Genomic DNA, 14,029 nt, shown 5'->3' with positions numbered 1-14,029 from the left:
AGCCCCACCCGTGCATATCGTCCCACGCGCAGTTCCGCACGAACAGGAGAGCCCAGCGGGCTCTCCGTCGTGAGCAGGACTGTTTGAGCATGGGATGATATGCACGGGCGGGGAAGCGTGTCACAGCTCCTTACAGGAACCGGTACTGCACCGTTCCAACGCCCACGCTCAGGAAATTGAGCGCTCGGGCGACGGCGGGCTGCATGTCGATGACGCGCCCGTGCGCGTACGGCCCGCGGTCGTTGACATAGGCGATGACGGAGCGCCCGCCGTAGCGAATCTCGACGCGTGTCCCGAAGGGCACGTTCAGCATGGCGATGCCCATGGAGGTCTCGGTCACCTTCTCGCCGTTGGCGGTGGTGCCGCCCATGAAGCCGTCCCCGATGCCGTAGTACGATGCGACGCCCGTCATCCAGGAACCAGTGGAATCGGACGAACCACCTTGATTGTCGCCGCTGTTGCCACTGCCGCCAGTGCCTTCGCTGCCCTGGTTTCCGCTCGTGCCTCCCTGGTTGCCATTGCCTTGGTTGGCGTTCTGGTCACCGCTGGACGTCGATCCGTCCTGGGAGCCTCCCTGGTCGCTGCCACTCGAAGGCTGTTGATTGGAGTTTTGGTTGGCATTTTGCTGCGCTTCGAGACGTTTCGCCTCCTCGGCTGCCTTGCGCGCGATCTCGGCCTCCTCCGCATCCTCGGCATTGGCCTTGGCCTGCAGTTGCTCGGCGGCGGATTGCGCCTGACCGAGCGCGGTCGCGGCGCGCTCGAGTTCTTCGTCTGCCTGGTCTTTCGCCTCGCTCAGTTCGGCCAACCTTCCATTGAGCTTCTCTTCGAGGGCATCGAGCTCGTTGAGTGCCGCGACGTTGGCGTCCTGGACTGTGCCCAAGTACTTGGTGAGATTGATGAAGTCTGCAAAAGAGCTCGCGTTGAGCAGGAGGGCGATCATGTTCCCGCTGGAGGCGTGGGTCTTATAGAGGTCGCTTGCCGCGCTTGCCGCACGCTGCTGCCGTGCCGGTAGAAGGTCCTCCTCGATTTCGAGGATCTCATCGGCAATGGCATCGACTTGAGTGTTGAGTTCGTCTGCCTTGCTTGTAGCGTCTGCGTAGGTCTCTGCGGCATTTGAGACCTCAGACTGCAGCGCGCGCAGCTCCGCCAGCGTCTCCTCACTCGCGGCGTACGCATGCTCCGGCGCGAGTGCGAGCGTGCCGAGCGTGCCGCCGATGGCCAGGACTCCGGTGAGGCCGAGGGTACAGGCAAGGCGCGCGGTGCAACGGCAGGAGATACGACGTTGGGGGAGACTCATGGGCGGACCACCTTTTCTCGTGAACGCCCATCAGTATAGTTCAACTTTCACCTTAAAGTTGAGCTTAAGGGTTTGACTGCGTGATTTCTGGACTTTTAGATTTGCTCCGCAGTGCCTTGAGCTGGGCGGTGCGGCCATGAGGTGATGAGGCGCGGGCGCGGGATGATGCCCGCAGTCCCTAGCGCAGTCTTGAAGCGCGGCATGCCCCTCGTTGCCGCGAATCGGGTGTTTTTGTAACGAGTTTTTAGCGAGTCCGAGTAGACGGCCCATTTTGCCTCTGGCCAACTGGGGTTTCTTTGCCAAACATGCCCGTGTACTCGGGCCTCTTCGGATTTCGTTACAAAAACGCACGATTCGCGGCAGGCGGCTCGCAAAATGCGTCGAGGGCGCATGCTGGCGGACCCGATTGGCCGAAGCGAGCGCCTGTGGTGTCGGATGGGGCCCGCGTTCGCGCGTCGCGCAGCCAACGTTCGGTTGGCCTTCGTGCGGTTGCCTCATGTACGCGCGACGCGCGCGACGTCCATGCTCGCTATGAGGTCAACCCCCGTGCCGAGCACGTCGTTCATGATGACGTCCCCCATGTGGATGGGAGCCTCGATAGATGCGTGCCGCACGAGTTCCATCGCCTGCATGTGGAGGGCACGGGGGATGGCGTTGTCGGTACGGACGGGGAGGAGACGCTCGTCGCCGTTCTTGACGACGACGGTAGTCGCGAGGATGCGCATGGGGCAGGTGATCTCCTGCTCGGCGAAGATCTTTCCGCGCGGGCACCGGTTTCCCTGGACCGATATGACGCGGAGTGCCCCCGTTGCGTCCTCGGCGACCTCGACGGTAAGCGCGCATTCGGATGGGCAGGTGGTGCAGTGGAATCGTTGCGTCCTGACGACCATGTCATCAGCCGCTTCCTTCTCGGGAAGAGGCTCGGCTATGGGTTCGTTAGCGCCTGCACCGGTGGAGGCTGTGGTGGAGGTGGGGTTCGGCTCGGCCATGGTCTACAGCTCCTCGATGGATTCGATGGACAGCGTGAGCTCCTCGCCCACGCGCTTGAGCATTTTGACGGTGAGGGGTGCCGCCTCCATGATGCTCGGTTTGAAGCCGCGCGGCTTGCCGGTGAAGATGACTTCTCCGCCCGAGCGGATGACCAGCTTCGCCTGATCGACGGGGCGCTTCACGCGGAAGAACAGCTTCGTCGAGCCCACGCGGGTTATGCGCGATGGCACGACGTACCCCGCCAGTCCGGAAGCGTGCACGGCGATGTCGACCCGTCGTGTCGTAGCGTCTTCTGCTGGGGAACCCGTCGTGCCCCGACCTGCCAGCGCTCGTAGGGCTGCCGCTTTACCGGCCCGCTCCGCCTCCGCCGTGACGTTGTCGGCGAGGTCGTGCACGTGAAGGACGTTCCCGCAGGAGAAGATCCCGGGGACGCCGGTTTGCAGGTCCTGGTTGACGCGGGCGCCGCGGGTGCGGGGGTCGAGCTCGACGCCCGCGGCTTGCGCGATCTCGTTATCGGGGATGAGGCCCACGGAGAGTAGCAGGGCATCGCAGGGGATGATCTGCTCGGTTCCCGGGATCGGGGAGAGGTCCGCATCGACCCTGGAGACCTCAACGGCCTCAACCCGATCGCGGCCTATGACGCGCGTCACGGTGGTGGATAGATGCAGTGGGATGCCGAAGTCCTCGAGGCAGTTCTTGACGTTGCGGTGCAGCCCGTTCGCGTAGGGCATGAGCTCGTAGACGCCCTCGACCTCGAGTCCCTCGAGCGCGCATCGGCGCGCCATGATGAGGCCGATGTCGCCCGAGCCCAAGATCACAACGCGTTTGCCCGGGCGCAGGTTCTCGATGTTGATGTATCGCTGGGCGAGGCCCGCGGTGAACACGCCCGCCGGGCGGCTGCCGGGGATTTTGATCTCGGAACGCGTGCGCTCGCGGCATCCCATGGCGAGCACCACCGAGCGGCACGAGATCTCGACCATGCCCGACTCGGTCATGACGGTGACCGTATGGCCGTCTGCGGCGGGGGCTTCGCGCTCGGCGCAGACGTCATCGGCAGGGATGCCGGCGCCGCCCCCGCCGCGGCGTTCGTTCCCCTTCCCGCCGTTGATTGCGAGGGCCATGCTGCCCAGCATGGTCTCGATGCCGGACTCGGACACCTTGTCGATGAAGCGCTGCGCATACTCGGGGCCGGTGAGCTCCTCCTTGAAGTGCGTGAGCCCGAAACCGGGGTGGATGCATTGGCGCAGGATGCCGCCCAGGTGCTCGTTGCGTTCGATGATAACGGTGCTCGCGCCCGTCGCATGCGCTGCGAGCGCGGCGCCCATGCCGGCGGGTCCTCCGCCGATCACCGTGACGTCGAAGTCGCGCGTCCGGATCTCTCCCATTTATCGGTCCTCCTTCAGCACGCCATCCACAATCCAGGAGCCCCCGTCTTCAAGGAGCACGTCTTCCGGATGGCAATCGAGTTCACGGGCGAGGATTTCGAGTACGCGACTCTGACAAAAACCGCTTTGACACCTGCCCATACCGGCGCGGCAGCGGCGCTTCACACCTTCAACGGATACGGCGCCCGGGGTGCGGTGGATCGCGGCGACGATCTCCGCCTCGGGGACGGTCTCGCATCGGCAGACGATGCGCCCCCATGCGGGGTCGGATTCGATGAGCTCGTTTTGATGCTCGGTGGTGGAGCGGTCGAAATCCTCGGGCGCGCGCCGACGCGGCTGCCAGTCGGGCTTCTCCACGAGCGTCACGCCCGCTTCGCGCAGGAGCGACTCCATCAGCTCCGCCACCGCCGGCGCGCTCGCCACGCCGGGGGATTGGATGCCCGCTGCGTGGAACAGGCCGTGTGCGGTCGAGGAGGGCGAGATGAGGAAGTCGTTGAGCCCCTGGATGACCGCGCGCCCACCTGCGAAAGATCGCACGACCCTTCGGGTGTCGAGGTCGGGGACGAGTTTGCGGGCGCCCGCGAGCAGCGCCTCGACATCAGACACGTAGGTGTCGCGGTCGCCCGGGTCGCGCAGGGCGGCCGTCGCCGTGATCACCGTGTTGTCGTGGACGGTTCCCGTGACGATGACGCCCTTGGATACGGGCGTCGGGACGGGGTAGAGGGGCATGAGCGCACGGGGCTCCTTGTCGAGCACGACGATGTTGCCCTGGCGCCATGCGAGTTGGAATGCCTCGCCGCCCGCCATGGCGGAGATCTCGGCGGCTCCGCTGCCGGCGGCGTTGATGAGGATCCGGGCGCGCACGGTGCCGCGCGGCGTGTGGATGGCGAAGCGGACGGGCTGGCTCGAAAGCGGGGCGCCGCCCGCCTGCAAGGGGGCGTTCTCGATGAGGTTGTCGATGGCGCGGACGGGCGCGCTCCTCATGAACACGACGCCATTCGCCGCGGCGTTCTCGGCGCAGGCGATGGCGACGTCGAAGGGGTCAACGTACCCCGTGGAGGGACACCACAACGCGCATGTCGCCTCACGGCTCGCGCGCGGTTCGATCTCGCGGATGCGCTCGGGGGCTATGATCTCGAGATCGGGGACCCCGTTGGCGCGACCGTTGGCCTCGAGCACCTCGAGATGGGCTCGGTCCTCCTCCGAGAATCCCAGAACTATGGAGCCCGTCCTGCGAAAGAGGAAGCCGAGCTCTTCAGACCACATGCCGTAGAGGGCGCATCCGCGCGCATTGACCTTGGCCTTGACGGTGCCGGGGGCGGGGTCGTAGCCCGCGTGCACGAGGCCCCCGTTCGCCTTGGAGGCGCCGAGGGCGATGTCGTTGGCCGCTTCCAATACGCAGATCGAGAGATCGTACCGTGCGAGCTGCCGGGCTATGGCACACCCGGTCACACCCGCGCCGGCGATGACGATGTCGAACGTTTGGGCCATTGCGTCTCCTGTCATCAAGTCGATGGGACATGTCGGCCTCGGCTCTGTGCGCTGCGAGGGTTCTCATGCCTCTCGCGGGTTCGAGGCGTTGTAGACGAAGTGTCAATAAGCTATGCTACGCCTGTCGCTTATCTGCGCAATGCCGTTTCGGCGGAGCGTGTGAATCCGACCGCAAGCGGCGTCCTTGCGTGCCGTCACATGGCTGGCGTGCGCAAGGGTGTCCATTACTGCCGCCTTTCGATGTGCTCCTTACGCGAGAGTTAACTTTCGCGGATCTTTCCGGTGCGTTCATCGCATTTCTCTCTTCGAGAGTTAACTCTCGCGGCAATTTCGTATGTGGTTCATGGGCTCGATTGGGGACAGTTTGCCGGCCGGGTGCCTTGGAGGCTCTTTGTTGCCCTGAGAAGTGGATTGCTGCGGCGTCATCTTCTATCTTGGTACCGAAATCGTGCCGACGCCATCGAGCGGACCAAAGGGCGCGTCAGCTCATTCCGATGATTCGAGGATCGTAAGAGAATACCTGACGACGTAGCTCTCGCTCGAGTTCATGGTAGTTTTCAATCCGGGCGGTTTTGCTCTTCATCCCCATCTTATTCAGAAGGGTGCCTACGACGACGGAAAGCTCTTCATTATTGGACAGTTGCCGATTGGTGAGAGTAACCACGGTATAGCCCGCGCGCTGCAGCTCAGCCCTGCGGGCACTGTCGGCACCTAGCTTTTCTCGTGAAGCGTGGAATTCGTCGCTGTCGTATTCGAGGATGAGCTTCCAGGCTCTCCAGAGATAATCTGCGTATCGTTTGGTTCCATTGCGAATAACCATCTCAGCGCTGGCGGGATCCGTCGTGACGCATCTTCTTGACGTCGAGGGCACAAGCGTGATCTCCGCGTTTGCCTCGGGAACGGGAAGTCCTTTTCCGCCCCATCGCGCGGGAAGGGTTAGCAGGGCTGCCACTTTCGCTTCCGCCGGCGAGGCAGTTCCTACCACAGCGTATGCAAGTGCCGTTCGCACTATCTTGGCTCCACGTTTGCCTTTTGATTGCTTCAGTTGTTGCAACAATCGGGCTTCCGTTGAAAGGGGACGAGCGCTTACGATGGCGCCGTTGCATATGCGGTAGTGGCTCAGGAGCTGATTGACCATGACTGCCAGCTCACCATGATCAAGGTGGCTGGCCATGCGAATGAGGGTGGCTTCGGGTGACTCAACGTATACATCTTTGCTGAGTCGCACGAAGGAGCACGGGGCGGGGGAGCTCATGACATGGGCGGTTATGCCGGCTTGATGATGCCGCCTTGCATGGTTTGGTACGGCGACGTGAATCTGTCCGCGAAGACCGAGCTTGCCGATTTGGTCGAGCGGCAGGTCGGTTCGGCGAGAAGCGGCAAGATCGTAGTCTCCGACGAGGCCAATCGGGTTGTTCGTGCGTATAACCCCTTGGTCGCCAAACCAGATCTGAAATGCCGATATGTCAACAAGAAACGCCTTCATGTTGTAAGGGTACGGCCGATAAAAGGGAATGTCTCGAGAAACTGAGATTCATCGCGTTGAGCTGTGGAGGGCTCATACCATTGGCTGACATGTTGTGCGTGATTCATGCCGGAATGCTGCGAGAATGCTGCCATGGTTGTTGACGGTGCTTACTACCGGGTATTGTCCAAGCCCAAGGGCCAACAGGCGTGCAGTGTCCTGCTCTGTAAACTCCGCGAGAGTTAACTCTCGAAGCCATTTTGTGCCCAATCCGCGGTTTACTGGCATCGAGAGTCAACTCTCGCGGAAGTGTCCGCTCGAGCGCCTTGTGAAATTGCAGCAACATCATGATCGCGTCTGCTCGGGCGGTTAAGGCCGGCAGGGATATCAACCCCGATTTCCATTTTGGCACAATGATCTGCCATATCACGCAATACCCACGCACGTGCTGCCCCGAGGACCAGTTGTTGGTCCAGGCAGACGACCTGTACCGCAACTGCATGTGCTCCGATGTGATGCTGCGTGGCGAGTACCCGTACTACGCGTGGACGTATTTTCGCCGTCACGGTATCGAGCTTGAACTTTCTGATGAGGAGCGCGCCGACCTCAAGGCCGGAACATGCGACTTCTACACGTTCTCCTACTATCAGAGCATTTGCCAGACCACTCGCGAAGACGAGTTCACCGACCAGACGAGCGGCAACATCATGGGTGGCGTCCGTAACCCGTATCTCGAGCTGACGGACTGGGATTGGCCCATTGACCCCGTCGGTCTGCGATACACCTTGAATAAGGTGTACGACCGGTACCGTGTTCCTGTCATGATCACCGAAAACGGTCTCGGTGCGGTCGACGCGGTCGAGGAGGACGGTTCCATCCACGACTCGTATCGCATTGATTATCTGCGCCGCCACATCGAGGAGATGAGGAAGGCGGTTGACGACGGCGTGGACCTCATCGGCTATACGCCGTGGGGGTGCATCGATCTCGTGAGCGTCTCGACTGGCGAGATGAAGAAGCGCTACGGTTTCATCTATGTCGATGCCGACGACGAGGGCAACGGCACCTTTGATCGCTCTCGCAAGGACAGCTTCTACTGGTACAAGAAGGTCATTGCTTCCAACGGCGAAGATCTGAGCTAAGCGCCTGACTGCCTTTGGGGCTGACGTGTTACGTGCCTGTTGCGGATGGCGCCAAGGTGGGTTCAACCGGCTTGATGAACCTGGTCAAGTCGTCTTTCCTCGAAGGTGTGTCGCATCTTGATGGCCAAGTCAGGTGATGAGGAGAATCGGCTCCGAGAGTTAACTCTCGGAGCCGATTTTCGTTGAACGGGCGCTTTTTGTTCTTCGAGAGTTAACTCTCGCGGCGCATATGCGAGATTGAAGGCGAGGAAGTCGTTGAGAACGCTGTCTAGCGGAACTCTATTGCGTGTGCCCGAGCGGTCGTCGGCTAGGTGCTATCGAATCTGGGGTCCCCTGTGTCATTCGCGTGCGCGCGCATCCCCCTGGTCGTTAATTCGTGCGTGTCGGCCGCCGTGGGTATACAATATTGAACGATTATGACCAGCTTTGCCGTCGTGCAACCCTGCTGAAAGGTATGTCCGCATGTCCAAGTACATCGAGGAGCTCATATCGCCTCAACTGATGATGGTCGTCTATGTTTTCATCGCGTTCGTCATCGCCCTTTACCTGCTTTCCGTCGCTTACGTCTTCATCGACGCCAAACGTCGCGGTGTGCAGGCATTTTGGGCGTGGGGTCTGCTTGCCCTCATTCCGTTTGTCGGTCTGATCGCCTATCTGGTCATGCGTCCCGGCATGTACGCCTCCGATCGCGAGGAGCAGGAGCTCGAGATGGCACTTCGCGAGCGTCAGCTTGCCCAGTACGGCAACTGCCCCAATTGCGGAACCACCATCGAGAAGGACTTTATCGTTTGCCCCGTCTGCAACACGCAGGTTCGCAACGTGTGCCCCACCTGCAAGAAGCCGCTCGAGGCTCATTGGAAAGTTTGCCCGTACTGCCGAACTCACATCCAGTAGGTGCGTCTGCGCCCCATACAGCGCATGGGGTCTCTTGCCGCGCGCCGATCCGCACCCGTCATCGCATCCCGATGGCGGGTGCGCTTTCAAATGGGGAGCCAATAGGGGAGAAGTCGGCTTGCGCATGACGTCTTCGTTTGGAAACGCATCCCCATATGAAAACGGGTACACTTAGACAGCCATTCAGGTCATACACCTTATAAGGAAGGTACTCATATGAAGGCTCTGTTCAACGACGGCTCCGTGGCCGAGGTCGAGGGCGACGAGGCCCTGCACGTCATTCGCCATTCCGCAGCGCACATCATGGCCCAGGCCATCAAGCGCCTCTACCCGGAGGCCGACTTCGCCTACGGCCCCGCCACCGATAACGGCTTCTATTACGATGTCGATCTGGGCGACAAGACCATCTCCGAGGACGATCTGCCCGCCATCGAGGCCGAGATGAGGAAGATCGCCAAGGAGAACCTCAAGTTCCAGGCCTTCGAGCTGCCTCGCGCCGAGGCCATCGCCCTCATGGAGGAGCGCGGCGAGAAGTACAAGGTCGAGCACATCGGCGACCTTGACGACGACGCCCGCATCACCTTCTACCAGCAGGGCGATTACATCGACATGTGCGTCGGCCCGCACCTCACCTACACCAAGGCCCTCAAGGCGTTCAAGCTCACCGGCGTGTCCGGCGCCTATTGGAAGAACGACGCCAAGAACAAGATGCTCACCCGCATCAACGGCACCGCGTTTGCCACCAAGGACGAGCTCGAGGCGCACCTCACCATGCTCGAGGAGGCCAAGAAGCGCGACCATCGCCGTATCGGCCGCGAGATGGACCTCTTCATGATGCGCGATGAGGCCCCGGGCTTCCCGTTCTTCCTGCCCAACGGCATGATCCTCAAGAACACGCTGCTCGACTACTGGCGCGAGATCCACCACAAGGCCGGCTACGTCGAGATCTCCACGCCGCAGATCATGAACAAGCAGCTGTGGCTCACCTCCGGTCACTGGGACCACTACAAGGACAACATGTACTCCACCATGATCGACGAGGAGGAGTACTGCATCAAGCCGATGAACTGTCCCGGCGGCGTGCTCGTCTACAGCTCCAAGCCGCACAGCTACCGTGAGCTGCCTATCCGCGCCGGCGAGATCGGCCTGGTGCACCGCCACGAGCTCAGGGGCGCCCTGCACGGCCTGTTCCGCGTCCGCTGCTTCAACCAGGACGACGCCCATCTGTTCGTCACCCCCGAGCAGCTCACCGACGAGATCGTCGGTGTGGTTCGCCTGATCGACTCCGTCTATCAGAAGTTCGGCTTCAAATACCACGTCGAGCTGTCCACGCGCCCCGAGGACTCCATGGGCTCCGACGAGGACTGGGCCGCCGCCGAGGAAGGCCTCAAGGTCGCCCTCGACAAGCTCGGCATGGACTACGTCATCAACGAGGGCGACGGCGCCTTCTACGGCCCCAAGATCGACTTTCACCTGGAGGACTCCCTCGGCCGCACCTGGCAGTGCGGCACCGTGCAGCTCGATTTCCAGATGCCGCAGAACTTCGACCTCACCTATGTGGACGCCGACGGCGAGAAGAAGCGCCCGATCATGCTGCATCGCGTGTGCTTCGGCTCCATCGAGCGCTTCATCGGCATCTTGATCGAGCACTTTGCGGGCAAGTTCCCCGTGTGGCTTGCCCCGATGCAGGTCAAGGTCCTGCCCGTCTCCGAGAAGAGCCGCGACTACGCGAACGAGGTCACGGCGAAGCTCGAGGCCGCCGGCATCCGCGCCGTGTGCGACAACCGCGACGAGAAGATCGGCTACAAGATCCGCGAGGCCCGCAGCACCGACCGCGTGCCCTACATGCTGATCCTGGGCGAGAAGGAGGTCGAGGCCGGCAACATCTCCGTGCGCGACCGCTCCAACGAGACGGTCCCCATGGGCGTCGATGAGTTCATCGCCAAGGTTCGCGAGGAGATCGACACCCGCGCGTAGAAGTTAGGTTCATAGATTTCGCTCTACGGGCGCCCGGTGGGCATGCGTTCACCTGGCGCCCGCATGCGTTTTGGCCGATTAAGGGTGCTTCGAATCGAAGGTATCGTTCCCGCGACCTCATCAGCGTGGGGCTTGGGGTATACTGTCCACTCATTTAACGGCGTGTCGCGAAAGGCGGTCTTGGCAGTGACGACCCAGCTGGAGCTCGAGGCTCGGTATGCGGGGGTGGTCTCTGCTAAGGCCGCCGCTTTTGTTTATGCCGATCATGTTGCGAGCCTCTGCGCTCACTCTGGTGTTATGGGTTCCGGCGACGTGCTGATTGACATGATTGGCGGTGCGGGGCTGCGTGTGGCGGACGTTCGTTCCGTTGCCGCCGATGTCCACGATGCAGGCGGCAGGCTGTTCGCGGACATCACCGTGCCGTCTCATTTCGGGTGCCACGCGTTTGATCTTGGCGCCGATGTGCAGCTCGAGGGGCTCGATCGAATTGCTGCCGGATGCTTGAGCCGCAAGGTCGTTGCCGTTTCCTCACGAGGGGTGCTGCCCGTTGCGGGGGACCGGCTTTCCGCCGCGGATCTGGATGCAATTGCCCAAGGGCTTGATTCGGCACCCGAGCGCATGCAGCGGCATTTCGACCACGCCCGCGCCCTTGCGGAATATCTCTCATGTTGCGAGGGACTCGGCTCGGTTGCGTATCCGGGCCTGCTGTGTCACCCCGATCATGATCTGGCCACTCGGGTCCTCATGCACGGCTTTGGCCCGGCTGTCGATTTCGAGCTTCCGGAGCAGTGGGGCGTTACGGCGGGGGAGTTCATCGAGCGTTGCGAACTCAACGGGCGAGCCCGTCCCGCCGGTGGGCGTCACACCCGCCTCCATGCGCGCGATGGGGCGGATGGTCGGGCGGTTCGCATATTTGCCGGTCTCGACAACCCTCTTGTGATTGCCGATGACCTCGACCAGGCGATGCGCTGGTTCTGCAATCCCCCTGAGCCGTAAATCGGGCGGGCGAGATAAGCGCAAGCGGGCCGATTGATCGGCTGAATTCAGTCCGACTTTGCTATCGCGGAGCTCGGTTGCCTGCTTGTCTCGCTCCCTTGGTAGCACACGTCGATAAAGCTTCACTGATTCGCGAAGTTTTATCGACGTGTGCTACCAATCATCGTTTCTCGATTACCCGCCTGTGTATTTTGGAGGTCTCCCATGCCTGCCATCACCACTGCATCCCTCATCGAGGCAGCTGTCCTCGGCATCGCCCTCGCCATGGACGCCATGGCGGTCACCCTGTCCAACAGCCTGTGCGAACCCGACATGCCGATGTCGAAAAAGCTCGGCATGTCCATCGCGTTCGCCCTGTTCCAGATGGGTATGCCCGTCTTGGGGTATCTCGGCGGCACCCTCATTGCCGAATACATCGAGCGCTATGCCGGCATCGTCTCCCTTGTCATTCTCGTATTTGTTGGCGGCAAGATGATTGTCGAGTCGGTGCGCGAGCTGCGTGAGCCCGAGTCGTGCCCCGCCACGAGGCTCACCTGGGCAACGATCGGCCTGGAGGCGGTCGCTACGGCGATCGACGCGTTCGTGGTGGGCGTGAGCTTCGCCGCGGAGGGGAAAGATGTTGTGCTCTACTGCGGAATGATTGGCTTGGCCACGCTTCTATGCTGCCTGCTCGTTTTGGCTGTCGGCCGAAGGCTGGGAGAGCGTTTCGGACCGCGTGCGGAGATCGCCGGAGGCGGCGTGCTCGTTTTTATTGGGCTCAAGGCTTTCCTCGGGCGCTAGCGAGGGGCGCACTTTCCTTTACCGCGTCGCACGATTCTTCCGTTTCGCACCTCACGAACCGGGTATACGACTCCTATTGGGAGCGCTTGCGGCTCTGTGCGGTTCGGCATATTTCGTTATGTTGCAGTGAATGGACGTCCTTTCAGGTACACGCGTTTCCCTGCATATCGACTACCTGCGATAATGTCGAGCTGCCGGCCTTTTGCCCGTAGCCTCCCTCTGATTAACTGCAACATTTCTCATTGCCGTGCGTTATCTCGACCGCGGGCCTTCTCAATCGGGTGCTCGCGGGTCTTTGCGCTTTAAGTGCTTGGGGATTGGGGAATGTATGCCGGTACTGCATGGCATGAGTGCGCTTTCGTATTATCGGACGCCATTGCAGGTGGTGCGCGCTCGGGTCGACCCAGCGGTCTTCCACGACGGCTCGGAGGAGGGCGAGCGGCTTTATCGACTTTTGACCAGGCCCTGCCCGAATGAGAGCCATGCGACGCGCATGGTCCGCCTGCGGGCAGAAAGCGACTTGATGGGAATTCCACTGCCACTGGAGCTGTGTCCGACGGAGCCGTCCTCGATGCGTCCGAATGGGCTCGTCATTCCGCGCAGACTTCCCAGACACCAGGATCCAGACGAGCTTATCTCCCTCGGCGGCGGTTTGATGGTACCGTCCGTACCGCAGCTGTTTCTCGAGCTGGCACGCGGACGGAGCGTGGTGGAGCTCGGGCTTCTCATGATGGAAGCCTGTGGCTTGTTCGCGGTGTTTCATGAGACGCCCCAGTCCCGTGCCGTGCTCAACGCCTTGCGGGACGCCGAGGGCGAACTCGAGAGGGGAGGGCGTGCCGTCTACGCCGCCAGTTCAGGGCCATACTGCAATGCTTGCTACGACGAGTCTGGTAAACGTCTCTTGTTTATCGATGCCGGCGGCGAGTCCCACTCCTGGCGCCAAGCGACGACCTCGACCGGCCGGCGCTCCGATATGTGGGCGCGCCCTCCTTTGACGACGGCCGATGAGTTGACGGGATACTTCGCTCGCTGCGTCGAGCGGGGAGTCCCGGTTGCGCGCAAGGCCCTCCAGGCGGCAAGGCTCGTGCTCGACGGCGCCGCGTCGCCGCTCGAGGCGAAATTCGCCATCATGCAGTTCGCTCCCGTGTCCCTCGGCGGCGATTCGTGGCCTCGGCCCTTCCTGAACAGGCGTGTGAGTTTCCTGCCCGAGCTCAGGAAGCTGGCGGGCAGGTCTTGGTGCTCTTGCGACGAGTTGTGGCCAGATCTCAAGGTCGACATCGAGCTGAACGGCGTCGCATTCCACGCAGATGAGCGCGGATTCTCCCTCGAGTCTGGCCGTCGCGCCGCGTTGGAGGCGATGGGCTATCGCGTTTTGGACGTGGCGTATGAGCAGATGGACGATTTCGAGAGCTTCGAGACGATTTGCCTGTCGTTCGCCGATGTCCTCGGATTTCGGGAGGCTCCACGGACTCGAGCGTTCTGCGAACAGCGGAAGGAGCTCCATCGTCAGGTGATGGCATTTCGTTTTTGATCGGGCGTGACCGCGGGAGCGATTACAAGTGTGCGGCACATTCGGATCGAAGGTTGGAGAAATGTTGCAGTAAAGCAGGGA

11 protein-coding genes are annotated in these 14,029 nt (G+C 61.8%); 6 read left to right on the top strand and 5 right to left on the bottom strand.

Annotated features, from left to right (window positions below; translation table 11 throughout):
- Positions 1-130: 130 nt before the first annotated feature.
- The 5 genes from DWV48_RS04900 to DWV48_RS04880 all read right to left on the bottom strand — a co-directional run bounded on the left by DWV48_RS04900 (position 131) and on the right by DWV48_RS04880 (position 6,649).
- On the bottom strand, positions 131-1,297 hold the full coding sequence (locus tag DWV48_RS04900) for a septal ring lytic transglycosylase RlpA family protein (protein WP_118653718.1): 1,167 nt from the start codon (positions 1,295-1,297) through the stop codon (positions 131-133).
- A 494-nt stretch (positions 1,298-1,791) separates the two neighbouring features.
- Complete coding sequence (locus tag DWV48_RS04895; RefSeq protein WP_233546154.1) at positions 1,792-2,286, bottom strand: DUF1667 domain-containing protein; 495 nt, start codon at positions 2,284-2,286, stop codon at positions 1,792-1,794.
- Between the two features lie 3 nt (positions 2,287-2,289).
- Positions 2,290-3,672 (bottom strand): NAD(P)/FAD-dependent oxidoreductase, encoded by a 1,383-nt coding sequence (locus DWV48_RS04890; protein WP_118653717.1) that lies wholly within the window; start codon positions 3,670-3,672, stop codon positions 2,290-2,292.
- Positions 3,673-5,163 carry an NAD(P)/FAD-dependent oxidoreductase gene (locus DWV48_RS04885; RefSeq protein ID WP_118653716.1) on the bottom strand — a complete coding sequence of 497 codons (1,491 nt, stop codon included), beginning with the start codon at positions 5,161-5,163 and terminating at the stop codon, positions 3,673-3,675.
- A gap of 481 nt (positions 5,164-5,644) precedes the next feature.
- Positions 5,645-6,649, bottom strand: a complete 1,005-nt coding sequence (locus tag DWV48_RS04880) for a DUF559 domain-containing protein (RefSeq protein ID WP_118653715.1) — start codon at positions 6,647-6,649, stop codon at positions 5,645-5,647.
- A gap of 326 nt (positions 6,650-6,975) precedes the next feature.
- Between DWV48_RS04880 and DWV48_RS04875 the strand changes: the two genes are divergently transcribed.
- The 6 genes from DWV48_RS04875 to DWV48_RS04850 all read left to right on the top strand — a co-directional run bounded on the left by DWV48_RS04875 (position 6,976) and on the right by DWV48_RS04850 (position 13,948).
- Entirely contained in the window at positions 6,976-7,770 is a 795-nt protein-coding gene (locus tag DWV48_RS04875; protein ID WP_199588901.1) for a family 1 glycosylhydrolase, read from the top strand.
- 462 nt (positions 7,771-8,232) lie between these two features.
- Positions 8,233-8,664: a zinc ribbon domain-containing protein gene (locus DWV48_RS04870; RefSeq protein WP_118653714.1), complete on the top strand. Its 432-nt coding sequence runs from the start codon at positions 8,233-8,235 to the stop codon at positions 8,662-8,664.
- Between the two features lie 216 nt (positions 8,665-8,880).
- Positions 8,881-10,641, top strand: coding sequence for a threonine--tRNA ligase (gene thrS, locus DWV48_RS04865; protein WP_118653713.1), 1,761 nt, complete (start codon positions 8,881-8,883; stop codon positions 10,639-10,641).
- Positions 10,642-10,827: 186 nt separating this feature from the next.
- A complete protein-coding gene (locus tag DWV48_RS04860; RefSeq protein WP_118653712.1) occupies positions 10,828-11,637 on the top strand; it encodes a PLP-dependent transferase in 810 nt (269 codons plus the stop codon).
- A gap of 204 nt (positions 11,638-11,841) precedes the next feature.
- Positions 11,842-12,417, top strand: a complete 576-nt coding sequence (locus DWV48_RS04855) for a manganese efflux pump MntP family protein (RefSeq protein ID WP_118653711.1) — start codon at positions 11,842-11,844, stop codon at positions 12,415-12,417.
- 328 nt (positions 12,418-12,745) lie between these two features.
- Positions 12,746-13,948 carry a hypothetical protein gene (locus DWV48_RS04850; RefSeq protein WP_118653710.1) on the top strand — a complete coding sequence of 401 codons (1,203 nt, stop codon included), beginning with the start codon at positions 12,746-12,748 and terminating at the stop codon, positions 13,946-13,948.
- Positions 13,949-14,029: the final 81 nt, after the last annotated feature.

Source organism: Collinsella sp. AF08-23 (genome assembly GCF_003479805.1).
GTDB lineage: Bacteria > Actinomycetota > Coriobacteriia > Coriobacteriales > Coriobacteriaceae > Collinsella.
The sequence above is the reverse complement of the archived record's forward strand: the minus strand, read 5'-3'. Positions and strand labels throughout refer to the sequence as shown.